Below are 25,443 nucleotides of genomic sequence, written 5' to 3'. Positions count from 1 at the left end.
TGGCCACGGAAACACTTGTCAAGAGCGCTCGAAGCTGCGATAAACGTATGTACATGAATCCGGGAGGGGATAATCGGCGCGTGACGGACCAGGCCCTGGACAGCATCAACAAGCAGATCATCGAGCACCTGCAGCGCGACGGACGGATGTCCTACGCGACGCTCGCCAAGACCATCGGGCTCTCGGAGGCCGCCGTACGCCAGCGCGTGCAGCGCCTCCTCGACCACGGACTGATGCAGATCGTCGCCGTCACCGACCCGCTCACGCTGGGCTTCGCCCGCCAGGCCATGGTCGGCGTGAAGGTGCTCGGGGACATGCGCCGCGTCGCCGACGAGATCGCGGCCATCCCGGAGGTCGACTACGTGGTGATCTGCGCCGGCGGCTACGACATGCTCGTCGAGCTGGTCTGCACCGACGACGAGCACCTGCTGGAGCTGCTCAACGACAAGATCCGGGCGATCGAGGGCGTCTCCGCGACGGAGACGTTCATGTACCTGAAGCTCGCGAAACAGACCTACGCGTGGGGGACGAGATGAGCCAGGACCTGGCAGCCGCTGCCCGTGACCACCTCTGGATGCACTTCACCCGGCTGTCGGCGTACACCGGGGCGGACGCCGGCGAGGTGCCGGTCATCGTGCGCGGCTCCGGTCCGTACATCTTCGACCAGCACGGCAGACGCTACCTGGACGGGCTCTCCGGGCTCTTCGTGGTGCAGGCCGGGCACGGCCGCACCGAGCTCGCCGAGGCCGCCGCCAAGCAGGCGGCCGAACTGGCCTACTTCCCGGTCTGGTCCTATGCGCACCCCACGGCGGTGGAGCTGGCCGAGCGGCTCGCGGCGCTGGCGCCCGGCGAGCTCAACCGCGTCTTCTTCACCACCGGTGGCTCGGAGGCCGTGGAGAGCGCCTGGAAGCTGGCCCGCAGCTACTTCAAGCTGGCCGGCAAGCCGATGAAGACCAAGGCGATCTCCCGGTACGTGGCCTACCACGGCACCACCATGGGCGCCCTGTCCATCACCGGCCTGCCGCTGCTCAAGCAGCAGTACGAGCCGCTGGTCCCGAGCACGGTCCGGGTACCGAACACCAACTACTACCGCCGCCCCGACGAGTCCATGACCGAGGAGCAGTTCGGGATCTGGGCCGCCGACCGCATCGCCGAGGCCATCGAGTTCGAGGGCCCCGACACGGTCGCCTGCGTCTACCTGGAACCGGTGCAGAACGCCGGCGGATGCTTCCCGCCGCCACCCGGCTACTTCGCCCGGGTCCGCGAGATCTGCGACCGCTACGACGTGCTGCTGGTCTCCGACGAGGTGATCTGCGCGTTCGGCCGGCTGGGGGAGTACTTCGGCTCCCAGCGCTACGGCTACACGCCGGACATCATCACCTGCGCCAAGGGGCTCACCTCCGGCTACGTCCCGCTGGGCGCGATGATCGCCTCCGAGCGGCTGGTCGAGCCCTTCCTCACCGGCAACGCCTCCTTCGCGCACGGCATCACCTTCGGCGGGCACCCGGTCGCCTCCGCGGTCGCCCTGACCAACCTGGACATCTTCGAGCGCGAGGACCTCAACGGTCACGTCCGCGCGCAGACCGGGCTGTTCCGCTCGTACCTCGAGCGGCTGCGCGACCTGCCCATCGTCGGCGACGTGCGCGGCGACGGCTACTTCTTCGGCATCGAGCTGGTCAAGGACAAGGACACCAAGGCCACCTTCGACGAGGCCGAGTCCGACCGGCTGCTGCGCGGCTTCCTGTCGCAGGCGCTGTTCGACGCCGGGCTCTACTGCCGCGCCGACGACCGCGGCGACCCGGTGGTGCAGCTCGCCCCGCCGCTGATCTGCGAGGAGTCGCACTTCGCCGAGATGGAGCAGATCCTGCGGACGGTGCTGAGCGAGGCATGGACCCGGCTCTGAGCCCCTCCTTCTGGCTCGACTCGCTCGGCCCGCTCACCCGCCGCCGGCCGCTGTCCGGCGACACCACCGCCGACGTGGTGGTCGTGGGCGGGGGCTACACCGGGCTGTGGACCGCGTACTACCTCGCCGTCGCCGCGCCGCATCTGCGCATCGTCGTGCTGGAGGCCGAGCACTGCGGGTTCGGCGCCTCCGGCCGCAACGGCGGGTGGTGCTCCGGCCTGTTCCCGGTCCCGTACGCGAAGCTCGCCCGCCGCTACGGCGCGGACCGTGCCGAGGCCCTGTACCGGCATCTGGCGGAGACCGTCGACGAGGTCGGCCGGGTCGCGGCGGCCGAGGGCATCGACTGCCACTACGCCAAGGGCGGAAGGGTGACGCTGGCCCGCTCCCGGGCCCAGTTGCAGCGCCTGCAGGAGTCCCCGGACTTCGTCGACGCGGACACCGCCGCCAAGATCTGCGGGGCCACCGGGGTGCTCGGTGGCACGTACAGCCCGGACTGCGCCGCCCTGCACCCCGCCCGGCTGGTCCGCGGGCTCGCCGAGGCCGTCGAGCGACGCGGCGTCACGATCCACGAGGACACCCCCGTGCTCCGGCTGCGGCGCGGCTGCGTGGAGACGACCCGGGGCGCCGTCCGGGCCCCGATGATCGTCCGGGCGCTCGAGGGCTACACCGCCACGCTGCCCGGGCACCGCCGTGCCCTCGCGCCGGTCTACTCACTGATGATCGCGACCGCCCCGCTCGACGCCGCGACCTGGGAGCGGATCGGCCTGGCGCGGCGCGAGACCTTCAGCGACGAACGGCACCTCATCGTGTACGGCCAGCGCACCGCCGACGACCGCCTCGCCTTCGGGGGCCGCGGGGCGCCGTACCACTTCGGTTCGCGGGTGCGGCCCGCGTACGACCGGATGCCGGCGGTGTTCGAAGCCCTGCGCGCCACGCTCACCGAGATGTTCGGCATCGACCCGCCGATCGTCGCGCGCTGGGGCGGTCCGCTCGGCGTCCCGCGCGACTGGATGCCGTCGGTGGGGGTTCACGAGGGCATCGGGTGGGCGGGCGGCTACGTCGGTGACGGGGTGGCGGCGGCGCATCTGGCCGGGCGTACGCTCGCCGACCTGATCCTGGGCGATCTCACCGAGCGCACCACGCTGCCGTGGGTGGGCCACCGGTCGCGCCTCTGGGAACCCGAGCCGCTGCGCTGGCTGGGCATCAACGCCGCGCTGCGGGCCACGGCGCTGCGCGACGCCTGGGAACGGCGATGATTCATGTCACAAGGTTCGCGTTTCCCCGCGTAAAACGCTGATCGGACACAATTCCCTCCCCTCTTCGGCCGAGGACTCCACCGGGACCGGGATCGTACGGTTGCACCCGATTCGCTCCCCTTTCCCCGACCCCCCCGGAGAACCGATGCGTTCCACCCCGACCGGTCGCCGCACCGCAGCGGCGATCGCTCTCACCGTGCCGGCGGCGCTGATCAGCGTGACCGGCCCGGCCTCGGCCGCCGAGCCCGCCCCGGCGTACGCGCTGGCCGCCACCGTGAGCCCGGCGCCGCTGACCGCGGCCGAGTGCACGGACCCCACCTGCATCCTCGTCGCGGCCCCGCGCGGCGGCACGCTCGACGACTACGCGGTCATCAATGCCGCCATCACCACGGCGGCGGGGCGGACCACCCCGACCAGCACCGCGACCGTGCTGCTGCGCAGCGGCACGTACCGGCTCACCAAGGGCCTGAAGCTGCCCCCGAACGTCAACCTGCGCGGCGCCGGCATCGCGGCCACCACGCTGCTGATGGACCCGACCGTCAACTGGAAGAACTTCAGCTACAGCTTCCTGGTCCTGCCCAGCGACGCCAAGCAGGACGGCAGCACGAACCTGGTTTCCGACCTCACCGTCAACGGCAACTGCCGCACCGGCGCCGGCGCCCCCACACCGTCCGCCCTGCCGGGCCGTCCGGGCGACCCCTGCGACTTCCTCGCCCCGACCGGCGCCACCGGCAACACCGGCGGCGGCATCAAGGTCGGCGACCGCTGGACGGTCCGCCAGGTCCGCTTCACCAACTTCGAGTACTTCAAGCTCTGGGTGTCCGGCACCAAGGACGCCCGCATCGTCGACAACCGCTTCGACAACTGGGGCGGCGCCGAGTCCGACGGCGAGGACAACATCGGCGGCGGCGGCCTCAACGACGGCACCGTCATCGAGAACAACCAGTACGACGTCACCGCGCGCGGCAACTTCTTCGACTTCACCAACGCCCTCAACACGACGGTGCGCAACAACATCGTCCACACCAACAAGACCGTCGCGGCGGCCCGCAAGGTCACCGAGTACGGCAACCTCTACTTCGAGGGCGTCATGGGCGGCACCGTGACCGGCAACGTCCTCGAGGGCTCGCACATCGTCCTGCAGTCCAACGCGCGCTACTCGCACGTGTACCCGAACAAGGACGTCAACCAGCCCCGCGACATCCTGGTCGCGAACAACCACATCATGGACTCCGCCACCGCCGGCGTGGCCATCGGCTACGAGGACTACCTCGACACCGACAACACCGGTGGCACCGCCGACGACCAGATGCTGCAGAGCGCGGCGGACTCGGTCGACCACTACGTACGCCTCGGCGGCAACAACGTCGTCCGCGACAACCTCATCGAGCGTTCGCGGGAGAGCGGCATCCTGGTCTACGGCAATGCCGCCGTGAAGAAGAACCCGGACACCATCGTGGGCAACCGGGTCGTCAACTCGGGCTACGCCGGCTCCACCACCTACAACACCGGCGTCGGTTACTTCGAGACCGCGGGCATCGGCGTGTCCGCCGGCACCGGCGACCAGATCTACGGCAACGAGATCGTCGACGACCAGGCCCGCCCGACCACGTGGTACGGCGTCCAGATCGGCGCCCGCAAGGGCACCTCGACCCCGACCGGCACGGTTCTCACCGGCCCCGCCGGCGAGACCAACACCACCACGGGCATCATCGCTTCGCCGGTCCGCTACGGCACCCTCGCCCCGGAGGCCCCGGCGAACGTCACCGCCACCACGTCCGGCCTCACCTGGAGCGAGTCGTACGCGACGACCAACCCGATCGCCGGCTACCGCGTCTACCATGACGGCGCCCTCGTCGCCGACCTGCCCGTGGGCAGCGCCGAGATCCCGGCCAACCTGCTCAGCGCCGACGACGCGAGCCTCGAGAACGCCGCCGCGGGCACGGCGGGCTGGACCCCCGGCACGTCCGTCTCGCTCTCCCGTACGGACACCGCCGGCGCCATCGGCGGGGCGTCGCTCAAGCTGACGGCCACCGGCAGCGGCCAGATCAGCACCTACGGCCCCAAGGTCCCGGTCACCGCGGGCACCACGTACACCTCGGTCGCCTCGTTCCAGGCGGGCACCGTCAGCCGCCGGGTCCGCGCCGGCCTGGCGTACACCGACGCGACGGGCAAGGTCACCCGCCTCGCCAGCGGCAACTCTGCCACCGTCGACCCGGCCACCGGCTGGGTGACCAGCTCCTACTCGGCCGCCGCCCCGGCCGGTGCGGTCACCGTCCAGGCGTTCCTCATGGTCGAGGGCGCCACCCCTGGCGAGACCCACCTGATCGACCGCATGGGCCTGGTCACCGGCGCGGTCACCGAGCAGTGGGTGGACCCGGCGGGCATGGCGGGCCGCTACGACCTGGTGTCGTACCGTGCCGAGACCGGCGACAACTCGCCGTCGGTCACCCGCGTCGTCTCCTGACGCACGATCGTCGCAGCTCGGGCCCGGCTTCCGTTCTGGAAGCCGGGCCCGACCCGCGCCACTGCCTGCGACTCCGCTCCGACAACCGGTAACCCAGCCTCCTAGGACGCCTGAGCGGCTGTGCCGCACGCCGCCCACCTTGCAAAGAAGGCTTTGCAAAGATAGCTTTGCGTTATGTCACCCTCTGAGCCGACGGGAGCGCTCGACGCTCAGTCCCTCCGCGGTCTTGCTCATCCGATGCGCGTGCGAATCCTTGCCGTACTGCGAGAGGAGGGACCGTCGACGGCGACGAAGCTCGCCGTCCGGCTCGGTGAGTCGAGCGGCTCGACCAGCTACCACCTGCGTCAGCTGGCGACTCACGGGTTCATCGCCGAGCACCCCGAACCCGGGGGTGGGCGCGAGCGGTGGTGGCGAGCGGTGACAGGCGCCAACAGCCTGGACGCGGCGGTCGCCCGGCAAGCACCCGAGGAAGCGGAGGGCTACCTGCGAGCCGTCGCCATCGCCGACTTCCAGCGGGTCCAGGACTTCCTCGCCACCGCCGCCGGCATCCCGTCCGAGTGGGACGAGTCGGTCACGATCAGCAACTCGGCCCTGCGGCTCACCGCGGCCGAGGCCCGGGAGCTCCTCGGCCGCATCGGGGCATTGCTCTCCGACTACCCAGCCGACGAGCCGGGACAGCCGGCACCTCCCGGAACCGAACGCGTAGCGGTCCAATGGCAGGTCTTTCCGCAGGGGATCGGGCGGCAGCAGTGAACCGGCCGCTGGCGTGCCTCCTGACCGCCGAGGCGCTGTCCATGCTCGGCAGCCGCATCGCGTTCGTCGCGATTCCGTGGCTCGTGCTCACCACGACGGACTCGCCGATCCTCGCCGGTGTGGCCGGCTTCGCCGAGATGCTCCCGTACGTCCTGGCCGGGCTGCTCGGCGGACCGCTCATCGACCGCATCGGTCCCCGTCCGGTCGCCGTCGCCGCGGACCTCACCAGCGTGCCGGTGGTCTGCGCCGTACCCCTCCTCTGGCATTCCGGCGCCCGGTCGTTCGGCCTGCTCGTGGTGCTGGTCGCGGTAGCCGGTGCGCTCCGCGGCTTCGGCGACGCGGGGAAGAGGACGCTGTTCCCGCGCGTCCTCGCCGCTTCCGGCATGTCCACCGAGCGGGGCACCGCCCTGTACGACGGCATCGGCCGGGCGGCCACCCTGGCAGGACTGCCGCTGGCGGGACTGCTCGTCGCCACCGTGGGTGCCGCCGACGTCCTGCTGTTCGACGCCGCGACCTTCGGAGCCAGTGCACTGCTCGTGGCCTTCCTCGTGCCGGGCACCCCTCCCGGTCCGGCAGATCAGCGGTACCTGGCGGCGCTGGCAGAGGGCTTCCGTTACCTGCGCGGCGACCGCCTGTCCCTCGGCATCGTGACGATGCTCTTCGCGACGAACCTCTTCGACCAGGCTTACAGCACGGTGTTCGTTCCCCTCTGGATCCGCGACGTCCTGCACAGCCCGGCGGCTCTCGGCATGACCGGCGCGGCCTTCGGAGCGGGCGCCGTGGCCGGCAACCTCGCGTACACGGTGCTGGCACCGAGACTGCCGCGCCACCGCACCTTCGCGCTCTGCTTCCTGCTCGGCGGCTCGGCCCAGCTGTTCGCCCTGGCGCTCACCGACCGGCTCTGGATCCTGCTGCTCACCGCCGCAGGAGCGGGAGCCTTACTGTCCACCGTGAACCCCATCCTGATGGCCGTCGCGTACGAACGCATCCCGCCCGACCTGCAGGGCAGAGTCCTCGGCGCGGCCCTCGCGGCCGCCTGGGCGGGCATTCCCCTGGGCGGCCTCATCGCCGGCTGGGCCGCGCAAGGCCTCGGACTACGAGCCGGAGCTCTGGTCGCGGCCGCCGGCTACCTGGCGGTGACGGCGGCGCCCTTCCTGTTCGCCCGCTGGCGGGAGCTGGACGCCAGACCGGTGAGCGTCGCGCGCTGAAACTGTCACACCCCCGCGGCAGGATCTCGCCATGGATGCCGACACCGTCCGGCCGCTGCACGACCGCGCCCAGCTGCTCAGCGTGCTGACCACGCTGCTCGACCTGGTCGGTGGCGGGACCGACTACCGGCTCGTCGGCACGGGAGCCGCCCTCCTGCAGGGCGTCGACCTGCCCACCGGCGACATAGACATCCTGCTCAAGCAGCGCGCCGACGTGGATCGCTTCGCCGCGGCCCTTTCGGGCTTTCCCTGCCTCGACCCGCCGGCCTGGCTGGCCGGCGCGGCCCAGTACTTCGCCCACTTCGTCGTGGCAGGGGTGAAGGTCGGCTTCAGCACGGTCGAATACCGGGCCGACACCGACGTCGTGGAATGCGCGGGTGCCGGGCCGTGGCGCCACTACGTCGTCGTGCCGTGCGGGCAGCACGCGGTCCCGGCCGTCCGGCTGGAGCTGCGGCTGGTCTCCGAGCTCGTCCGAAACTGCCCGGACCGCTGGCGACCCCTGACGGATCACCTGCGCGACCACGGCGCCGCCCTCGACCTCGTGCGGCGGGGAATGACCGATCGGGCGGTCCCGCCGCCCCTGCAACGGGAGGTGCTCAATCTTCTGCGTCCGACTCGATGATTGACGCGGCCCGCCGGAGAACGCTGCGAACGTCTTCGGCATGGAGGCGTAGCACGATACTGCCGCGATCTACGCCGACGGCCTCGACGTCGATCATGATGCCGGCCACGTCGGCTGTCACCGCGTCGTTGTCGTACCTGCTGAGCAGGACGATCAAGTCATTCCGGAGCATGGCGAGCCCTTCTGGCGTCACGAGATGCGCTGCGGTGCAGCTGCCCAGGTGTCAGCCGACTGGGGTGTCCGGCGGGCGGTCCAGCGAGGCTCGGCACTACGGCGGTCGGTGCATTCCACAACGCCGACCGATGCCGCGACTGGCCGTCCGGCACTGGCTCACCCTCCTGCCAGGCCCACGAGTCAGGACAGGGCCACCTCAGTCCGCAGGTGCATTCATTCCGTAGGAACGGCCACCGCCGCCGCTGATGTTTCATGCCGTCAGCCTGCGGCGCACACGAGTCGGTGACCACGGCACATCACCCGGAGAATTGACCGGCATCGGAACCGGCACTTTGCGCACGGACGCATTCCCCCACAGTTGTCGAGGGTGGACACTGGCCCCGGGCGGAATCGGAGGTTCGGATTGCCGGGCAACGAGAGGTTCGCGCGGGCGCGGGCGGCGAAGAAGCTGACCGAGGGCCAGCTGGCGGAGCTCGTCGCCGACCTGATCGCGTCACTGACCGGGCGACGTCCGCCTATCGATGCCGACCATGTCGGCCGCATCGAACGTGGCCTGATCACGTGGCCCGGACGCGCTTACCGGTCCGCGTTCCGGACCGTCCTGGGGGTCACGGCCGACGCCGAGCTGGGGTTCTACTCGCGTCGGTCCGGCGGCACCCACCGGCCGGCGTCGATCGACGTGGACCGGCAGCTGCCGGCGCTCGCCAGTGCCGCCACCGTCGGCGAACTGACCAGCGGCACGATCGGTGCCCTTACCTCGGGGCTCGGCGCCCCCCGGATGCCCGCTCGGGTCGGGCGCGCCGATGTGGCGGACCTGAACCGGGTGATCGATGGGATGGAGCGCGCCGATCACGCCGCGGGGGGTCGTACCGTGGTGCGGACGCTCGCGCTGGCGCAGCTTTCGTGGGCGCAGGAGACCTTGCGGCTGTCGTCCTTCCGCGCAGCCGACGTGCGGACGGCATGGATGACCGCGGTGGCGCGGCTCGGGCGGCTTGCCGGCTTCATGTGTGTCGACGCCCGGGACCATCGCACCGCCCGGCAGACATTCTTGATCGCGCTGCAGATCGCCGCGGCGGCCGACAGCTGGCCGAGCAGGCTGAATGTCATCTCAGGCATGGTGCGGCAGGCGGTTCATCTCGGCGACGGCAGGTCCGCGCTGCTGCTGACGACCCTGGCGCGGGCCGGGGAGTCATCCGCAAGCCTAACGACGCTGGCGATGCTGCGAGTGCTGGAGGCCCGTGCGTACGGCGTGCTGGGACGAGCTGCGGAGGCAGCGGCAGCGGTGGAAGCCGCGGAGTCCCTGTTCGCCCGGCGTAAGCCGGAGGACGACCCGCCCTGGCTGTGGTTCTATGACGAAGCCCAACTGCTGGGCGACACGGGTCACGCGCTGTACCCGCTGGCGTTGGGCGGTTGCGACGTCGACGCGATCCGGCGTCTGCGCGGCGCAGTCGATCTCCATGATGTGGCCGATCTCCGTGGGCGGGCGTTCTCCCTCACCAAGCTGGCGACGCTCGAGGTCCGGACCCGATGCGGACGGGAAGCGCTCGCGACCGCTGACCGGGCCATCGCAGCGACGGCGGATCTGCGGTCCGGCCGAGCCTTGGACTTCCTGAACGATCTGGGCCGCGCCCTGCGCAGCGCGGGCGACGAAGAGTCCAGAGCGCTCGCCGCGAAGGTCAGCGAGACGTTGCGGACCGCGCGGCGCGCCTAGCGCGCTGCCCATCGGCGGGGGAGGGCCGGGTCTTTCAGGCAGGCGATGCGATGTGCCACCTCGGCGGCGACCTGCTCGGACTCGGTCGCGTGCATTGCGATCCAGGCGGTCATGCGAAGCTCACGCATGCTGCGCAACAGCGGAAAGGTCGGCGCCTCGGTCACGTCGAAGCCGTACGCCGACACGAAGGCTTGGTATTCCTTCCTGCTGATCCAGCCGAGCGAGGTCGCGTACAGGCCGGTCGGCGCCAGATCCCACTCGCGTGGCCCGATGCAGGCGGAGTCCAGATCAAGGAGCACGGTGTCGCCGCCGGCGGCCCGCAGCAGGTTGCCGAGGTGCGCATCACCGTGGATGACGCCCTCGGCCAGCCCGAAGCGGGCGGACGCCCAGCGCTCCCGGAGGTCGTCGAGCACCTCTCGCAGGGCGTGTCGCTGCTGTTCCTGGATGGGCGCCTGCTCGACGCGCTCCGGAATGTGCCCCCAAGGGTCCAGCGTGGGCAGGTCGACCTCGATCTCGGCCCGGTGTAGCACGCTGAGGACGGAACCGAGCTCGCCGATCGTCGGCGGCCCACCAGAGCCAGTCACCTCCGCCCAGAACGTGACCGGGTGGCCCTCGACGGCGACGGGTTGCGGCACGCGCCACGGTCGCACGCACGGCACCCCGGCGTCGAGCAACGTCGCTGCGAGGCGCACCTCACGTTCGGACGTCTCCGCCCAGGAGCTGTCGCGCCCCACTCGACCGATGACGCCTTCTGGCAGGCGGACGATCGCGTTCGAACCCAGCCGGACCAGTTCGGCCGGCGTGCTCGCGAGCCCCACCGCTGCGGCGGCTGTCTGCGCCAGCTCTACGGCCCGTGCGCCGGTGAAGTCAGCGGACATCGATCGCGAAAGCACGACGACAAGCCTCGCACGCGGAACGACCGGAGCCCATCGCGCCAAGGTCCGCGGCCGCGCATGTGCTTGCCGTGAGCGGATCAGGCCACGAGGAATCCGTTCTCGAGGTAGACGGTCGTGTTCTCGGCCCGAGCCCGGACCGCCGCGGCGATCCGGCGGGCCAGCAGATCGGAGAGCCGCCGGCCGGCCTCCCGCTCGGTGCACCAGGCCCAGCTGCGCAGCTCCTCGGCCGGCAACCGGATCCGCGCCGTGTGCTCCGGTGTGAGGACGCCGCCGTCGAAAACCAGCATGAAGCCCTCGGTGCGGCCCGGTCGCGGCGGCACCCAGTCAGTCACCAGCAACCGGCCCGGCTGCACCGACAGCCCCAGCTCCTCCTCAAGCTCGCGGACGGCCGCGGCGTACGGCGACTCGTCGGCGTCCACCACACCGCCTGGGATCTCCCAGTAGTCCTTGTAGGTGGGCTCGACCAGGAGCACCCGGCCACGACCGTCGGAGAGCAGGACCGCGGCCCCCATCCGCTTGCGTGGCAACGTCGCGGTGTAGTCGGCATTCGTCACCGCACCAAGCTAGCCACTCCTGACGGGTCAGGAGTCGAAGCCGAGCCCCACCCGGTCCAGCGTCCGCAGCCACAGGTTGCGCCTTCCGTCGTGGCGGTCCGCCTGGGCGATCGACCACCGGGTCAGCTGGATCACCCCGGTGCGTACCGGTTCCGGCGGGAACGGTACCGGCTTGCTGCGGACCAGTTTCAGCGACGTCAGCTCGGTGCGGCCGCCGTCCAGCAGGTCCAGCATCACCTTCGCGCCGAAGCGGGTCGCGCCCACTCCCAGGCCCGTGTAGCCCGCCGCGTACGCGAGCCGCCCGCTGTACGCCGTACCGAAGAAGCCGCTGAACCGGCTGCACGCGTCGATGACGCCGCCCCATTTGTGGGTGAAGCGCACGTCCGCCAGGTGGGGGAACGTGTCCGCGAAGTGGCGGGCCAGGATGCGGAAGGTCTCCTCGCGCTGGTCGTGGTCGGTGGTGATGCGACCGCCCCGGTAGTAGACCGCGTCGTAGCCGCCCCAGAGGATGCGGTTGTCGGTGGTGAGGCGGTAGTAGTGGAACTGGTTGCCGGAGTCGCCGATGCCTTGGCGGTGGCGCCAGCCGATCGTGGCGAGCTGGTCGGCGGTCAGTGGTTCCGTCATGAGGGCGTAGTCGTAGACCGGGATCACGTAGTGGCGCAGGCGGCGCAGCAGGTTGCTGTAGGCGCCGGTCGCCAGCGCGATGCGGGGGGCGTCGACGCGGCCGCGCAGGGTCTGCAGGCGCAGGCCGCCTGCGAGTCCCTCTATGCGGTCGACGCGGGTGTTCTCGTAGAGGCGGACGCCCAGGTCGAGGCATGCGCGGCGCAGGCCCCAGACCAGGCGGGCCGGGTCGAGCATGGCGCAGCCGTCGCGGTCCCACACCCCGCCGAGGTACGTGGGGGAGTCGACCTCCGCCCGCACCGCGTCGCGGTCGAGCAGCCGCACGTCGAGGCCCCGCTCGGCGGCCGCCGACTGGTACGCGGACAGGTCGCGCAGCTGCCACGGCGCGGTGGCCACGTGCAGTTCGCCCGTACGCGCGAAGTCGCAGTCGATGGCGTGCCGCCGGACCGTCTCCTCGATCTCGGTGAGGTTCTGCCGGCCGAGCCGCTCGAGGGTGTCCATCTCGTCGGGGAAGCGGCTGAGCCCGTTGTCGAAGCCGTGGGTGAGGCTCGCGGCGCAGAAGCCGCCGTTGCGTCCCGATGCCGCCCAGCCCGCGGTGCCGGCCTCGACGACGACGACGTCGCGGGACGGGTCGCGTTCCTTGGCGAGCAGGGCCGTCCAGAGGCCGCTGTAGCCGGCGCCGATCACGGCGAGGTCGGCGGTCTCGGCCGATGCGAGCGGGTCGGTGGCGGGGGGCGCGCCGGGCTGCCGCAGCCAGTACGGCTCCGGGACGGCGTCGGCGAGCGTGTGCACGCCTCAGCGCCGCTGCGGGCGGGAGCGGATGCTCGTGATGACCGCGATGAGGACGCCGATCAGGAAGATCAGGGTGCCCATCACGTTGACCTGCGGGGGGAGGCCGACCCGGGTGGAGCCCCAGATCCACAGCGGGAAGGTGGTGGCGGTGCCCGCGGTGAAGTTGGTGACCACGAAGTCGTCGATGCTCAGGGCGAAGGCCAGCAGCATGCCGGACATGACCGCCGGCAGGATGATCGGGAAGGTGACGCGCCAGAACGTCGTCCAGGGCGTGGCGCCGAGGTCGGCGGCGGCCTCCTCGATGGAGCGGTCGAGGGTGAGCACCCGGGCGCGGACGACCACGGCGACGAACGAGATGCAGAACATGACGTGCGCGATGGTGATCGTCACGACGCCCGGTCCGACGCCCAGCGACACGAACAGGGTGAGCAGGGAGGCGCCCATGACCAGTTCGGGGGAGGCGATGGCGGCGAACATGACGAGGTTGACCGTTCCCGAGCCGCGGAAGCGGTAGCGGCCCAGGGCGTAGCCGATGCCGGTGCCGAGCGCGCCGGCCGCCAGCATCGTCACGACGGCGACGGCCAGGGAGGTGACCAGCGCCCGGGTGAGCTCGTCGAGCTCGAAGACGCGGCCGTACCACTTGAGGGTGAAGCCGTCCCAGGTCTGGTTGTAGCGGCCGGGGGTGTCGTTGAAGCCGAAGAGGACCATGACCAGCACCGGCAGGGTCAGCCAGGCGATCACCAGCCACGTGTACGCGTACAGCACCCGCCGGCCCGTCATCGCGCCGCCACCTTCATCACGTCCTCGGTGCCCAGCGCGCGGGCGTACGCGAAGACGCCGATGAGCAGCACCGCCATCAGCGTGAACGACAGCGCGGAGGCGGTCGGGTAGTTGGAGCTGGTCAGATACTGCGCCTGGATGACCTGGCCGATCATCGTGGTGGACGAGCTGCCCAGCACCGCCGAGTTCACGTAGTCGGAGCTGGCGGGCACGAACGTCATCAGGACGCCCGCGAAGACGCCGGGCAGCGCCAGCGGGAAGATGACCTTGCGGAAGGCGGTGGCGGGGTCGGCGTACAGGTCGCGGGCCGCCTCGACGACCCGCGGGTCGATGCGTTCCAGGGCCACGTAGACCGGCAGGACCATGAACGGCAGGAAGTTGTAGACCAGGCCGCCGATGACGGCTACCGGGGTGCCGAGGATGTGGAACTGCGCGGGCAGCAAGCCGGCGTCCTTGAGCGGGCCGAGCAGCAGGCCGTCGTCGGTGAGGATCAGGCGCCAGGAGATCGTGCGCAGCACGAAGGACACGAAGAACGGCAGGAGCAGCAGGAACAGGTACGTGGGTTTGCGGCGCCCACCGTAGAAGGCGATCCAGTACGCGACCGGGAACGCCAGGACGATGAGGACGACGGTGGTGATCGCGCCGTAGGCCAGCGAGCGGACCAGCTGGGGCTCGTAGTTCGCGATGGCGTCGACGTACGTCTGCCAGTGGCCGGTGAGCACGTACCCGTTGACGACGTCGCCCTCCTGCAGCGACAGCGACAGCATGGTCACCATCGGGACGACGAAGAAGAGCAGCAGCCAGAGCCCGCCGGGCAGGACCAGCAGGTACGGCGCGATCCGGCGGCGCAGCACGGTCAGCCCAGCACGATCGGCTCGAAGATGCTCTGGTACTGCTGCTGTTCCGCCTGGGTGGCGAAGTCGCGGTAGTAGTGCAGCTTGGCGTAGTCGGCGGCGGCGGGGAACACCAACGGGCTCTGCGCCACGGCCTCCAGCGACGCCTTGTCGTCGCCGGACTTCGCGGCCGCGTCCTTCCTGATCTGCTCCCGCGCGGCCGGGACCGGGCACACGTAGTTGATGTACTCGGCGAGGGAGGCCGCGATGTCCACCTGGTAGAAGAAGTCGATCAGCTTGATGGCGTCGAGCGGGTTCTTCGCGGTGACGGGGATGGCGAAGTTGTCGGTCCAGATGGTGCCGCCGTCCTCGGGGATCACGAACGTGAAGTCCGTGCCGTCGGAGACGTTCTTCTGGAAGATGTCACCGGACCAGGCCTGGGTGATCCAGACCTCGCCCTTGCCGAGCGCGTCGACGTAGCTCTGGTCGTAGTAGTTGCGGATGACGCCGGCGCTCTTCTGCTCCTTGAGCTTCTCCGCGGCCTTCTTCCAGTCGTCCGGTGTCGATTTCTCCGGGTTGATGCCGAGCGCCATCATGCCGAAGTTGCCGAGTTCCTGGGTGTCGGAGAACATGCCGACCTTGCCCTTGAAGGCGGGGTCCCACAGGTCGGCCAGCCTGGTGACCGGCCGGTTGATCTTCTTCGGGTCGTAGGCGATCCCGGTGATGCCGGAGGTCCACGGGACGGTGTAGACGTTGCCCCGGTCGAACGCCTCGTTCTTGTACGCGGGATCGGCGTTCGCGGCGTAGTTCGGCAGCTTGGTGTGGTCGAGCGGGGCGAGGAAGCCGGAGTCGACGAACTGCTTGAACTGGATGCCGTTGGTGATGACCATGAGGTCGAAGCCGATGTCCTGCCCGGCCTTGAGCTGCGGCTGCACCTTGGCGAACCAGGGGCCCATCTCGAGGATGACCTCCTGGTACTTCACCTGGACGCCGGTCGCGGCGGTGAACTTCTTCAGCTCGGGGTGCGCCGGGTCCATGTAGAGGGGCCAGTTGGCAAAGTTGACCTTGCCGTTGCTGGTCTTGCCGGACCAGAACTTCGCCACGGCGTCCGGGGCGGGGGCGCTGGCGCCGGGGGATCCCTTGCCCTTGACGCCGCAGGCGCTCAGCGCCATGCCGAGCGCGGCGAGGCCGGACATCCGCAGGGTGTCGCGGCGGTCGAACCGCCGCTGGGTCAGCCCGCGGAGCAGGGCCGGGCCGGGGGTGGGGGGCTGGCTCATCGGACTCCGATCGGGTACGAGTGCTGCGGGCTCCAGGTCAGGAACACGCGGTCGCCGGGCGCGGCCAGGTCCTCGGCCGAGTAGGCGTTCTGGTCGAAGACCACGAGGTCGGCGCCGGCCCCCGTTTTCACGGTGTAGTTGGTGGAGGTGCCGTGGTAGACCACCTCGGTCACGATGCCGGTCAGGATGCTGCCGTCCACGCCGACCGGGGCGTGGCGGTTGAGGTCGATCTTCTCCGGGCGTACGGAGACCTCGAGGGCGTCGCCGGTGCGCACGCCGTCGGGGACCGGCACGAGGACGCGCTCGTCCGGGCCGTACGTCAGCACGGCGATCCCGGCCTCGACGCTGTCGGCCGCGCCGTCGAGCAGGTTCGACGTACCGATGAAACCGGCGACGAAGCGGGTGGCCGGGCGTTCGTAGATCTCGCGGGGCGAGCCGAGCTGCTCGATGCGCCCGGCCTGCATCACGGCGATGCGGTCCGACATCGTCAGCGCCTCGCCCTGGTCGTGGGTGACGTAGACGAAGGTGATGCCGACCTCGCGCTGGATGCGCTTGAGCTCCATCTGCATCTGCTGGCGCAGCTTGAGGTCGAGGGCGCCGAGCGGCTCGTCGAGCAGCAGCGCCCGCGGCCCGTTCACCAGGGCCCGGGCCAGCGCGACCCGCTGCTGCTGGCCACCGGACATCTCGCGGGGGGAGCGCTTCTCCATGCCCGTCAGCGAGACGATCTCGAGCATCTCGCCGACGCGGCGGCGGATCTCGTCCTTGGCGACTTTCTTGCGCTCCAGGCCGAAGGCCACATTCTGGTACGTCGTGAGGTGCGGGAACAGCGCGTACGACTGGAAGACCATGTTCACGTCGCGCTTGTGGGGAGCCACCCGGGTGACGTCCGTGCCGTCGAGGTACACCGTGCCGCCGGTGGGCTCCTCGAAGCCGGCGATCATCCGCATCGTCGTGGTCTTGCCGCAGCCGGAGGGCCCCAGCAGGGAGAAGAACTCGCCGGGCCGGATGGCGAGGTCCAGCGGCAGGACGGCCCGCACGGTCTCGCCGTGGGACTGGAAGTCCTTGTGCACCCCGGCGAGCTCGATCGCGACGTCTGACATCTGCGCCCCTCTTCAGCCGAGCCGGCTCATCACGTGCTTGATGCGGGTGTACTCCTCCAGGCCGTACCCGGCGAGGTCCTTGCCGTAGCCGGAATGACCGAAGCCGCCGTGCGGCATCTCCGACACGAACGGCAGGTGGTTGTTGATCCAGACGGTGCCGGCGTCGAGGCGGCGCGACATCCGCAGGGCGCGGCCGTGGTCGCGGGTCCAGACGCTGGCGCTCAGCCCGAAGCGGGAGTCGTTGGCGCAGCGCACGGCGGCGTCCTCGGAGTCGAAGGACTGCACGGTGATGACCGGGCCGAAGATCTCGTCCTGGATCATCTCGTCGCGCTGGCGCAGCCCGGCGACCACCGTCGGCTCGACGAAGTAGCCGTGCTCGCCGATGCGCCGGCCGCCGGTGACGATCTCGGCGTGCCCGGGGGTGCGCTCCAGGAACCCGCTGACCCGGCCGAGCTGGTCGGCGTTGTTGAGCGGCCCGTACGCGGCGGCCGGATCGTCGGGGCGGCCGACGACCGTGGCCTTGGCCGCTCCGGCGAGCGCCGCGGTGAAGTCCCCGGCGATGCGGTCGTGCACGAGGACGCGGGTGGCGGCGGTGCAGTCCTGCCCCGCGTTGAAGTAGCCGGCGCCGGCGATCGCCTCGGCGACCGCGGCCACGTCGACGTCGTCGAAGACCACGACCGGGGCCTTGCCGCCGAGCTCGAGGTGCACCTTCTTGAGGTCGGCGGCCGCGGCGGCGGCGACCTCCATGCCCGCCCGGGTGGAGCCGGTGATCGACACGAGCCGCGGCACCGGGTGGGCGACGAGGGCGCGGCCGGTGTCGCGGTCGCCGCAGACGACGTTGAGCACGCCGGGCGGCAGGAACTCGGCGGCGATCTCGGCGAGCAGCAGCGTCGTGACGGGCGTGGTCTCCGACGGCTTGAGGACGACCGAGTTGCCGGCGGCGATCGCGGGGGCGAACTTCCAGACCGCCATCATCATCGGGTAGTTCCAGGGGGTCACCTGCGCGCAGACGCCGATCGGCTCGCGGCGTACCCAGGAGGTGTGGTCGCGCAGGTACTCGCCGGCGGACCGGCCCTCCAGCATCCGCGCGGCACCGGCGAAGAAGCGCAGCTCGTCGAGGATCGGCGGCATCTCCTCGCGGCGGGTCACGGCGACGGGCTTGCCGGTGTCGCGGCACTCGGCCGCGATGAGCTCCTCGGCGCGGGCCTCGACGGCGTCGGCGAGCCTCAGCAGCGCCCGCTGCCGCTCGGCCGGGGTCGTGTCCCGCCAGGTCTCGAAGCCGGCGGCGGCCGCGTCCATGGCCGCCGCCACGTCCCGCTCCGACGAGACCGGCGCGGCCGCGTAGGCTTCGCCGGTGCACGGGTCGATGACGGGTGACGTCCGCCCGTCGGCCGGGTCGGCGGACGACCCGCCGACGAAGTTGCGCAGGACGGGCAGCGCGGCGCTCACGTATCCGGACCTCCCGGGTCGACGTGGCGAGACCTTGACACATCCAAAGGCGTCAAGACAAGGGAATCCGAAGTATTTTTCGGGCACGAAACGGATTCAGATGTATCACGCTCGTTGAGCGACGTAATCCGATGTCCCCGGCCACCTCCGGAGGAGCGGACAAGTCGGGCCCGCGATCGGGACGAAAGCCCCGGAACGGACGTTGTGTTTTTCCGTCCCGCGCTCGGGTCACTAAGGCTCCGATTTCGGCTCCGTCGGCCGATCGGGAACCTGTGAGCATCAGGTCCCCGGAAGCCGTCGCGGAGCCCTCGGGCGTCGCCGCGCGCCTGGCGGCCGAGCTCGACTCCCTCGAGAGCCACGAGGGTCACGACGTGGACGCCATCCTGGTGCGCGCCGCCGAGGCGGCCTGGGCGGCGGAGGCCCTCGGCGACGCCCTGCTGCTGCGCCGCGCGCAGCTCGTGCAGGCCGACATGCGGCAGCGCACCGGCAACGTCGGTGAGGCCGCCCGGGTCTTCCTCACGATCCAGGCCTGGGCGCAGCAGCATGCGTGCGTACCGCTGCTCGCGCGCAGCCACTTCCACCTCATCCTCACCTACCACTACCTCGGCGACCACGCCGCGAGCCTCGAGCACGCGCTCGCCTCGGTCGAGCTGCTCGAGGAGACGGCTCCCGCCGGTCTGCGGATCACCTACCTCATCCGGCTGGCGAACTCCCTCGCCGAGAACGGCTCGGTCAGCGCTGCCCGCGAACGGTACGACCAGGCGGAGCGGCTCGCGCTCGCGTGCGGCGACCTGCGCCGGCAACTGCTGGTGCTGAACAACCTCGCCTACACCGAGATCGAGGCCGGACGGACGCGCATCGCCCAGGGCATCACCGCTCGCATGCACGCCATCGTCCGTACCCTCGGTCGCGACTTCGGCGTCGGCGAACGCGACACGATCGCGACCGTACGGATCAGCGCGGGCGACTACGCCGGCGCCGAGCAGATCCTCGCCGGCATCCACGACACCTCCCGCTGGTTCGAGGCTCACGAGATCGTCGAGGCCCGGCTGACGCTGGCCACCGCGCAGCGCCTGCTGGGAGCCCTCGAGCGCGCGCAGAGCACCCTCGACCGCTGCCGGGCGTCCTGCCGGGGCGTCAGCCTCGGACCGGTCCGGGTCCGGGCCATGGCCGAGCAGGCCGAGCTGTACGCGGCGGCCGGCAAGTACGCTGCCGCGTTCGAGGAGTACAAGCGCTTCCACGCGGCCGCCGAGGAGCTGCGCTCGCAGCAGCAGGAGGCGCGGGCGCGCACCCGGCAGGCGATGTTCGAGACCGCCGAGGCCCGGCGCGAGGCCGAGCGCTACCGCGAGCAGGCCCGCCGCGACCCGCTGACCGGCCTGTACAACCGGCGCTTCGTCGACGAGCGGCTGCCGCAGCTGATCACCAACGCCGCGGCGGCCGGCGTGCCGCTCACGGTGGCCCTGGTGGACCTCGACCACTTCAAGCGCATCAACGACACGCTGTCGCACGACGTCGGCGACCGCGTCCTGGTCGCCGTCGCCGACCTGCTCGCAGGTGCGCTGGACGACCGGGACAAGGAGTCCTTCGCCGCCCGGATGGGTGGCGAGGAGTTCCTCATGGTGCTGCCCGGCCTCGCCGACCCGGATGCCGGGCCGTGGCTCGAGGCCCTGCGGCTCGCCATCCGCGAACACCCGTGGACGCCGGTCACCGGCGATCTGCCGGTGACCGTGAGCATCGGTGCGGTGGTGGGCGTCCCCGGTGCGGGCGAGGACCAGGCCGCGCTGCTCGCGGAGGCCGACCGGCGCCTCTACGAGGCCAAGCGGAACGGCCGCGACCGCGTCGTCCTCTGACCATCACGTGGTTGATGATGGCTGGGTGGTTGACCTTGACACGGTGTCATGGCTTGGAGTTCAGGGGCCATGTTGAGTATCGGAGATCTTGCCCGGCACACCCGGGTGTCCGCCCGGATGTTGCGGCACTACGACGCCCTCGGGCTCGTGACGCCGGAGCGCGTGGACGAGTCCACGGGCTACCGGTGGTACGCCGCGTCGCAGATCGGCCGCGTGAACAGCGTCGTCGCCCTGAAAGAGCTCGGCTTCACGCTCGAGCAGTGCCGCTCGATCCTGGATGAGCGCGTCGGCATCGACGATCTCATGGACCTGCTGCGTCTCCGGCAGGCTGAGCTGGCTCAGCGCATCGAGGCGGACACGGCGCGGCTGGCGGAGGTGGGCAGAAGGCTCCGGTCCATCGAGAGAGGGTTGACCGTGACCAACGAATCGTTCCAGCTGAAGGAGCTTCCCCCGCTGCGCCTGGTGCAGGCCGGTGCGGAGGTCAACGACATCAGCGAGATCGGGACCATGACGGCGGTGCTGCTCGACCGGGTTTCCCAGCGACTGTCCGCGACGGGTGTTCCTGCGGCAGGTCCGCGGGTGCAGACGTACTACGGCCGGCCGGACGGCTCGAAGATCGACGTTGCGGTGGGCTGGCCCGTCGCCGCCGACTGGAGTGCCCGGAGGGGCTGGACGTGGTGGAGCTGCCGCAGGAGAGCAAGGGAGCGAGTGTGGTCCACCATGGTCCGGCCTCCGACATCGCTGACGCCTGGCAGGCGTTCGACGTAGCCCTCGAACAGCGGGGCCTGGAGCCGTACGGCGTCAGTCGTCAGGTACATCTGCACGGCGATGCGCCGGACGACGTAGTGGTCGAGCTGCAGTGCCCGGTCCGCGCCCGCGGGTCGTTCTGCGGCTGAACGAAGAAAGGCCGCGCCCATCGGGCGCGGCCTTCTCTCGTGCTCGGGTCAGGCGGTCACTTCATCCAGGCGCCGCCGGCGCCGTGCTGCCAGGAGACCCCGGACCAGACCCGCGCGGACCACGGCACCCCGTCGACCAGGGTGTTCGACCAGCCGCGGGCGGTCCACGTGGCGCCGGACCAGGAGATGTCCGACCAGACCCGGCCCGCCCAGTCGGTGCCGGACCAGACCCGGCCGGCCCAGTTGGCCTGCCCGTACTGGGTGCCGCTCCAGCCGGTGCCGGTCATCGGCCGGCCCATCCAGTCGCCTCCCTGCCACGAGCGCTGGGCCGTGCTGGCCGCCGCCCACGTGGCCGACCGGAGCGGACCGAAGATGTCCCGCTCGCCGGTCAGCGGTACGCCGTCGAGGGAGACGATGGACGTGCCGCGCGCCTCCTGGATGCTGCCGGTGCCCGTGGACCGGGGCCCGATCACGGCGCACAACGTAGGCAGCTTGGCCGTGGCGCGGTCGAGGTCGAGCATCCGGCCGCCGGAGGTCGCGCCGCCGACGTACGGGCCGGACTCGCGCAGCGAGCACTTCAGCGAGTCGGGCGACAGCCAGGGGTAGCGCTGCAGGAGCACGGCCGCGGCCCCGGTCGCGACGGCGGTCGCCTGGGATGTGCCGCTGCCGACGAAGTACCGCTCGCCGACGCGGGCCGACGGGTATCCGGCGTCCGCCATCGACCCCGGCACGCGCAGCGACACGATCGAACGCCCCGGCGTGTACAGGTCGGGCACCCGCGGCGCCGCGCCGACGCTGGTGAACGAGGCCACCTGGTCGTCGGTGTAGGCGGTCGTGCCGCGCATGTCGGTGGCGCCGACGGTGATGACGTACGGGTCGAAAGCCGGGTTGGTGATGGCGCCGCCGGTGTTGCCGGAGGAGACCACGACCGCGATGCCTGCCCGGTACGCGTTCTGCACCGCGTGCGACAGCGGGTTCTTCATCCAGTTGGACACGCCGTCGGTGCCGTACGAGAGGTTGAGCACGCGGATGGGGTTGCGGGCGTCGTCGAAGCGGTGCTCCACCACCCAGTCGATGGCGGCCATCACCTGCGTCACGTCGACCGCGCCGTTGGCCGCGCCCACCTTCAGCGACAGCAGCTTGGCGTCGGGCGCCATGCCGCGGAAGCCGCTGCCGGAGGTGTCGCGGCCGGCGATGATGCCGGCCATGTGGGTGCCGTGGCCGTACGTGTCGCGCCAGCGAAGGTTCGCCACCTGGCTCTCGAACGACAGGTCCGGCCCGTTCGCCACGTTGCCGGACGTCAGGCCCTCGACGGGCGCAACACCGGTGTCGATCAGCGCGATGCCGATGCCCTTGCCGGTGTAGCCGCGCTCCGCCGCCACGTCCGCCCGGGTGATGCGGCGGACGTCGGTGAGGGTGGCACCGGCGGCGTTGAAGCTGTAGTCGGCTGATGCGGCCTGCGCCGGCGCCATCCCGGTCAGGGTGGTCGCCACCGTGGTCGCGGCCGCCATCGCCGCCGCGTACCGCCGAAGTCGTGCTCGTTGAGCCGTCATGGACGTGGTCATCGGCCTGCCCCGCGGCCACCTGAGGACTTTCGTCGTTGCTTTCCCGGCGCGAACCGCGTCAGATCAGCACCACCCGTGGCGGCGCGAAGCCGTTGAACCGGGACGCGTACACGCTGGTGTACGCCCCCGCGGAGCCGATCAGCAGCTCGTCGCCCTCCCGCAGGTCCGCCGAGAGCAGGACGTCGCGCGCGAAGGTGTCCTGGCTGTCGCACGTCGGCCCGGTCAGGTGGTAGCAGCGGCGCAGCCGGGTGCCCCGGGTGTCGTGGATCGGGTAGTGCAGGTGCCCGCCGGACTCCAGGACCTCCATCAGCCCGTGGAAGACCCCCAGGTCGGTGTGCGCCCACCAGCCGGAGGGGCGCTCCGCGACGCCGATCACCCGGCAGCGGAACGTCCCGGCCTCGGCGACCAGGCACCGGCCCGGTTCGGCGAAGACCTCCACCGGGTACGGCAGCCGGGCGAGGCCCGCGGCGGCCGCCCGCCCGAAGTCCGCCAGCGGGGGCACCGGCTCGTCGTACGCCGCCGGGAAGCCTCCGCCGATGTCGACCATCTCGAGGCGGACGCCGGCGTGCAGCAGCCGGTCCATCGCGTGTGCCACGTCGCGCAACGGCTGCAGGAGGGCGGCGGGCCGCAGCGACTGCGACCCCATGTGGAAGGTTATCCCGTACGGCACGAGTCCCAGCTCGCGCGCCTCCAGCAGCAGCCGGACGGCGCCGGTGACGTCCACCCCGAACTTGCCCTCGCTGGGGACGACGCTGTCCTCGCCGTAGGTGGCGAGGCGCGCGTACACCCGGCTGCCGGGGGCCTCCTCGGCGACCCGGTGCAGCTCCTCGGTGGAGTCGACGCTGAACCGGCCGACCCCGGCGGCCGCCGCGCGGGCCGTCTGCGCCCGTGCCCGGACCGGATTACTGAAGAGCAGCTCCCCGGGCGGTACGCCGGCACCGCTGAGCGCCTCCATCTCCTGCACGGACGCGATCTCGAAGTCGCATCCCGCCTCGCGCAGCGTGCGCAGGACGCCGGCGTGGGTGTTGCACTTGGTCGCGTAGAACGGCCGTACGCCCGGGAACGCGGCCCGGAAGGCGGCGAGGGCGGCGACGATGCGGTCCGCCCGCATCTCCAGCACGGGTCCCGGCCGCGTGCCGGCGCGGGGTCCGATGAGGAGGCGGGGTGAGGGCTGGCGCAACGGAGGCCCCTTACTCTAAGTGGTCTCATCAACGCGGAGCGTGCGCTACTCAGTATGCACCGGTCTGGCGGAAAGGTCGATGAATCGTCGGTGAGCTGCGCTTATATGCATTCGGGGCGCCCCGTGGGGCGCCCCGGAATGTGGTGTGCGGAGCCGCTGACGTGGACTCTTTCACCATCTTGAATAGATCTTGCACCCTCGGGAAGTTGACTTTGAGTATCCACTTCCCATCTGTGAGTACAGATCGGTAATCTCTCAGCGGTTGTTGTCGAACTCGCCGTCCTGCACCGAGTTCACGAACTCGGTCCAGTGCGCCGGGTCGAAGAAGAGAGCGGGACCGGAAGGGTTCTTGCTGTCGCGTACGGCAACGGCTGTGTCGAGGACTGCGACCTCGACACAGTTGTTGCCGCCGTTTCCGTTGCTGCGGCTGCTCTTTTTCCAAACGGCAGCGTTGAGATGGTGCGCTGGCATGCCATGCACCCCCCTTCGATATGCGATTGTGCGTGCAACGTCCCCTACGCGCGCAGGAGACTTTCGATCATCTTAAGGCTCAGGCGGGGGTCCAATGCCCGTGCGCTCAGTCGCTCGAACTCCGCACGGTAACGAGCGACCTCTGAATGTTGCTCTTCGTAGAGGTCGCCCGCAAGACCCTCTAGGTAAACTACATCCAAATGAGTGGTCTCGGAGAACTCCAAAAGCGCAGCTGAACCCCCGAGGAAGGGATGTTCGCCGGCGTCGAAGGGCAAGATCTGCAGCGTCACGTTCGGTGATTTAGCGATGTCGATGAGATGCCGGAGCTGTTCGTCCATGACGTCGGGGCCGCCTACCGAGCGTCGGACGACCGACTCGTCGATGATCGCGACGAGCTGCAACGGGTTGGTGCCGGTGAGCCGGTCCTGCCGCTTGAGCCGCAGCGCGACCCGCCGGTCGATGTGCTGCGGGGAGTCGGTAGCCCGGCCCGTACGCATGAGCGCCCGGATGTACGCCTCCGTCTGCAGCAGCCCCGGCAGGATGATCGGCTCCCACGCGCGCAGGGACGACGCCTCCGCCTCGAGGCCGACGAAGTTTCCCGGCCGCATGATGTCCCGGTAGTCCGTCCACCAGGTCTTCTGGCGGGACGAGCGGGCCAGTTCCATGAGGGCCTCGCGATACTGCTCGTCCTCCACGCCGTAGAGGCTGAGCAGGTCGCGGACGTCGCGAGGGGTGACGGCGACCCGGGCCGTCTCGATCCGGGTGACCTTGGCGGCGTGCCACTCGAAATGCCGCGAGACATTTTCCTGGGTGAGTCCGGCGCGCTCCCGGCACCGTTTCAGCTCGGTGCCCAGACGGCGTCGGCGCAGCGTGGGTCCTTCGTCTGTGGACACCCTGACTCCCTCGATCTTGCGGCCTCGACGCCGGTCGGCATCGGCCCGCGATCCATCGTAGACAAGGCCGATGCGATTGCGAGTCTAGTACTTCTTGCATTGACCTCGGAGCCAGGTACATGATGCACCGGACAGCGAGTTATTGCCTCTGTACAGGCAGTTGTTGCCTGTCGGCTAATCGGGCCGATGTGT

The 25,443-nt window shown here is 70.6% G+C and carries 23 protein-coding genes; 10 read left to right on the top strand and 13 right to left on the bottom strand.

From position 1 onward, the window contains the following. Positions 1 to 53 precede the first annotated feature (53 nt). The 7 genes from AB0J80_RS21010 to AB0J80_RS20980 all read left to right on the top strand — a co-directional run bounded on the left by AB0J80_RS21010 (position 54) and on the right by AB0J80_RS20980 (position 8,209). On the top strand, positions 54 to 536 hold the full coding sequence (locus AB0J80_RS21010; protein WP_364707255.1) for an Lrp/AsnC family transcriptional regulator: 483 nt from the start codon (positions 54 to 56) through the stop codon (positions 534 to 536). Beyond that, positions 533 to 1,903 carry an aspartate aminotransferase family protein gene (locus AB0J80_RS21005; protein WP_364707566.1) on the top strand — a complete coding sequence of 457 codons (1,371 nt, stop codon included), beginning with the start codon at positions 533 to 535 and terminating at the stop codon, positions 1,901 to 1,903. Before AB0J80_RS21010 ends, AB0J80_RS21005 begins: the two co-directional genes overlap by 4 nt. Further along, positions 1,888 to 3,159, top strand: coding sequence for an FAD-binding oxidoreductase (locus AB0J80_RS21000; RefSeq protein WP_364707252.1), 1,272 nt, complete (start codon positions 1,888 to 1,890; stop codon positions 3,157 to 3,159). Before AB0J80_RS21005 ends, AB0J80_RS21000 begins: the two co-directional genes overlap by 16 nt. A gap of 145 nt (positions 3,160 to 3,304) precedes the next feature. Next, positions 3,305 to 5,626, top strand: coding sequence for a hypothetical protein (locus AB0J80_RS20995; RefSeq protein WP_364707249.1), 2,322 nt, complete (start codon positions 3,305 to 3,307; stop codon positions 5,624 to 5,626). Between the two features lie 237 nt (positions 5,627 to 5,863). Beyond that, positions 5,864 to 6,379 (top strand): helix-turn-helix domain-containing protein, encoded by a 516-nt coding sequence (locus AB0J80_RS20990; RefSeq protein WP_364707247.1) that lies wholly within the window; start codon positions 5,864 to 5,866, stop codon positions 6,377 to 6,379. Beyond that, positions 6,376 to 7,587, top strand: a complete 1,212-nt coding sequence (locus AB0J80_RS20985) for an MFS transporter (RefSeq protein ID WP_364707244.1) — start codon at positions 6,376 to 6,378, stop codon at positions 7,585 to 7,587. The genes AB0J80_RS20990 and AB0J80_RS20985 overlap by 4 nt, the downstream gene beginning before the upstream one ends. Before the next feature lie 31 nt (positions 7,588 to 7,618). Further along, positions 7,619 to 8,209 (top strand): hypothetical protein, encoded by a 591-nt coding sequence (locus tag AB0J80_RS20980; RefSeq protein ID WP_364707242.1) that lies wholly within the window; start codon positions 7,619 to 7,621, stop codon positions 8,207 to 8,209. Here AB0J80_RS20980 and AB0J80_RS20975 read toward each other — a convergent pair. Continuing rightward, a complete protein-coding gene (locus tag AB0J80_RS20975) occupies positions 8,184 to 8,366 on the bottom strand; it encodes a hypothetical protein (RefSeq protein WP_364707240.1) in 183 nt (60 codons plus the stop codon). The genes AB0J80_RS20980 and AB0J80_RS20975 overlap by 26 nt on opposite strands. A gap of 420 nt (positions 8,367 to 8,786) precedes the next feature. Here AB0J80_RS20975 and AB0J80_RS20970 point away from each other — a divergent pair, with 420 nt between their 5' ends. Further along, the gene (locus AB0J80_RS20970) at positions 8,787 to 10,094 is read left to right on the top strand and encodes a hypothetical protein (protein ID WP_364707237.1); all 1,308 of its coding nucleotides are present in this window, start codon (positions 8,787 to 8,789) and stop codon (positions 10,092 to 10,094) included. Here the strand turns inward: AB0J80_RS20970 and AB0J80_RS20965 are convergent. From AB0J80_RS20965 to AB0J80_RS20930, 8 genes are all read right to left on the bottom strand, one after another. Next, a complete protein-coding gene (locus AB0J80_RS20965) occupies positions 10,091 to 10,912 on the bottom strand; it encodes a phosphotransferase (protein ID WP_364707236.1) in 822 nt (273 codons plus the stop codon). The genes AB0J80_RS20970 and AB0J80_RS20965 overlap by 4 nt on opposite strands. A gap of 155 nt (positions 10,913 to 11,067) precedes the next feature. After that, on the bottom strand, positions 11,068 to 11,544 hold the full coding sequence (locus AB0J80_RS20960; RefSeq protein ID WP_364707235.1) for an NUDIX hydrolase: 477 nt from the start codon (positions 11,542 to 11,544) through the stop codon (positions 11,068 to 11,070). Between the two features lie 27 nt (positions 11,545 to 11,571). Beyond that, positions 11,572 to 12,957: an FAD-dependent oxidoreductase gene (locus AB0J80_RS20955; protein WP_364707234.1), complete on the bottom strand. Its 1,386-nt coding sequence runs from the start codon at positions 12,955 to 12,957 to the stop codon at positions 11,572 to 11,574. Positions 12,958 to 12,960: 3 nt separating this feature from the next. Next, positions 12,961 to 13,737, bottom strand: a complete 777-nt coding sequence (locus AB0J80_RS20950) for an ABC transporter permease (protein WP_364707231.1) — start codon at positions 13,735 to 13,737, stop codon at positions 12,961 to 12,963. After that, positions 13,734 to 14,591: an ABC transporter permease gene (locus AB0J80_RS20945; protein ID WP_364707228.1), complete on the bottom strand. Its 858-nt coding sequence runs from the start codon at positions 14,589 to 14,591 to the stop codon at positions 13,734 to 13,736. The genes AB0J80_RS20950 and AB0J80_RS20945 overlap by 4 nt, the downstream gene beginning before the upstream one ends. Positions 14,592 to 14,593: 2 nt before the next feature. After that, complete coding sequence (locus AB0J80_RS20940; protein ID WP_364707226.1) at positions 14,594 to 15,847, bottom strand: spermidine/putrescine ABC transporter substrate-binding protein; 1,254 nt, start codon at positions 15,845 to 15,847, stop codon at positions 14,594 to 14,596. Further along, complete coding sequence (locus AB0J80_RS20935) at positions 15,844 to 16,947, bottom strand: ABC transporter ATP-binding protein (protein WP_364707223.1); 1,104 nt, start codon at positions 16,945 to 16,947, stop codon at positions 15,844 to 15,846. Before AB0J80_RS20935 ends, AB0J80_RS20940 begins: the two co-directional genes overlap by 4 nt. A 12-nt stretch (positions 16,948 to 16,959) precedes the next feature. Beyond that, entirely contained in the window at positions 16,960 to 18,396 is a 1,437-nt protein-coding gene (locus AB0J80_RS20930; protein ID WP_364707221.1) for an aminobutyraldehyde dehydrogenase, read from the bottom strand. A 272-nt stretch (positions 18,397 to 18,668) separates the two neighbouring features. On the opposite strand from AB0J80_RS20930, the gene AB0J80_RS20925 reads away from it, so the two are divergent. After that, positions 18,669 to 20,246, top strand: coding sequence for a GGDEF domain-containing protein (locus AB0J80_RS20925; protein ID WP_364707219.1), 1,578 nt, complete (start codon positions 18,669 to 18,671; stop codon positions 20,244 to 20,246). 69 nt (positions 20,247 to 20,315) lie between these two features. Continuing rightward, complete coding sequence (locus AB0J80_RS20920; protein ID WP_364707217.1) at positions 20,316 to 21,014, top strand: helix-turn-helix domain-containing protein; 699 nt, start codon at positions 20,316 to 20,318, stop codon at positions 21,012 to 21,014. A gap of 184 nt (positions 21,015 to 21,198) precedes the next feature. Here the strand turns inward: AB0J80_RS20920 and AB0J80_RS20915 are convergent, their stop codons facing one another. The 4 genes from AB0J80_RS20915 to AB0J80_RS20900 all read right to left on the bottom strand — a co-directional run bounded on the left by AB0J80_RS20915 (position 21,199) and on the right by AB0J80_RS20900 (position 25,251). Next, the gene (locus AB0J80_RS20915; protein ID WP_364707216.1) at positions 21,199 to 22,695 is read right to left on the bottom strand and encodes a S8 family serine peptidase; all 1,497 of its coding nucleotides are present in this window, start codon (positions 22,693 to 22,695) and stop codon (positions 21,199 to 21,201) included. 70 nt (positions 22,696 to 22,765) lie between these two features. Further along, positions 22,766 to 23,887 (bottom strand): type III PLP-dependent enzyme, encoded by a 1,122-nt coding sequence (locus tag AB0J80_RS20910; RefSeq protein WP_364707214.1) that lies wholly within the window; start codon positions 23,885 to 23,887, stop codon positions 22,766 to 22,768. A 255-nt stretch (positions 23,888 to 24,142) separates the two neighbouring features. After that, a complete protein-coding gene (locus AB0J80_RS20905) occupies positions 24,143 to 24,358 on the bottom strand; it encodes a DUF397 domain-containing protein (RefSeq protein ID WP_364707213.1) in 216 nt (71 codons plus the stop codon). Between the two features lie 44 nt (positions 24,359 to 24,402). Continuing rightward, complete coding sequence (locus AB0J80_RS20900) at positions 24,403 to 25,251, bottom strand: helix-turn-helix transcriptional regulator (RefSeq protein ID WP_364707211.1); 849 nt, start codon at positions 25,249 to 25,251, stop codon at positions 24,403 to 24,405. Between the last annotated feature and the right edge of the window lie 192 nt (positions 25,252 to 25,443).

The organism is Actinoplanes sp. NPDC049548 (assembly GCF_040676695.1).
Classification (GTDB): Bacteria; Actinomycetota; Actinomycetes; order Mycobacteriales; family Micromonosporaceae; genus Actinoplanes.
The sequence above is the reverse complement of the archived record's forward strand: the minus strand, read 5'-3'. Positions and strand labels throughout refer to the sequence as shown.

Excerpts from the sequence above, each read along its gene's own strand:
- AB0J80_RS20980 (WP_364707242.1), top strand. The coding sequence starts at position 7,619 with ATGGATGCCGACACCGTCCGGCCGCTGCACGACCGCGCCCAGCTGCTC.
- AB0J80_RS20995 (WP_364707249.1), top strand. The coding sequence starts at position 3,305 with ATGCGTTCCACCCCGACCGGTCGCCGCACCGCAGCGGCGATCGCTCTC.
- AB0J80_RS20905 (WP_364707213.1), bottom strand. The coding sequence starts at position 24,358 with ATGCCAGCGCACCATCTCAACGCTGCCGTTTGGAAAAAGAGCAGCCGC.
- AB0J80_RS20935 (WP_364707223.1), bottom strand. The coding sequence starts at position 16,947 with ATGTCAGACGTCGCGATCGAGCTCGCCGGGGTGCACAAGGACTTCCAG.
- AB0J80_RS21005 (WP_364707566.1), top strand. The coding sequence starts at position 533 with ATGAGCCAGGACCTGGCAGCCGCTGCCCGTGACCACCTCTGGATGCAC.
- AB0J80_RS20920 (WP_364707217.1), top strand. The coding sequence starts at position 20,316 with ATGTTGAGTATCGGAGATCTTGCCCGGCACACCCGGGTGTCCGCCCGG.
- AB0J80_RS21000 (WP_364707252.1), top strand. The coding sequence starts at position 1,888 with ATGGACCCGGCTCTGAGCCCCTCCTTCTGGCTCGACTCGCTCGGCCCG.
- AB0J80_RS20990 (WP_364707247.1), top strand. The coding sequence starts at position 5,864 with ATGCGCGTGCGAATCCTTGCCGTACTGCGAGAGGAGGGACCGTCGACG.
- AB0J80_RS20915 (WP_364707216.1), bottom strand. The coding sequence starts at position 22,695 with ATGACGGCTCAACGAGCACGACTTCGGCGGTACGCGGCGGCGATGGCG.
- AB0J80_RS20940 (WP_364707226.1), bottom strand. The coding sequence starts at position 15,847 with ATGAGCCAGCCCCCCACCCCCGGCCCGGCCCTGCTCCGCGGGCTGACC.
- AB0J80_RS21010 (WP_364707255.1), top strand. The coding sequence starts at position 54 with ATGAATCCGGGAGGGGATAATCGGCGCGTGACGGACCAGGCCCTGGAC.
- AB0J80_RS20950 (WP_364707231.1), bottom strand. The coding sequence starts at position 13,737 with ATGACGGGCCGGCGGGTGCTGTACGCGTACACGTGGCTGGTGATCGCC.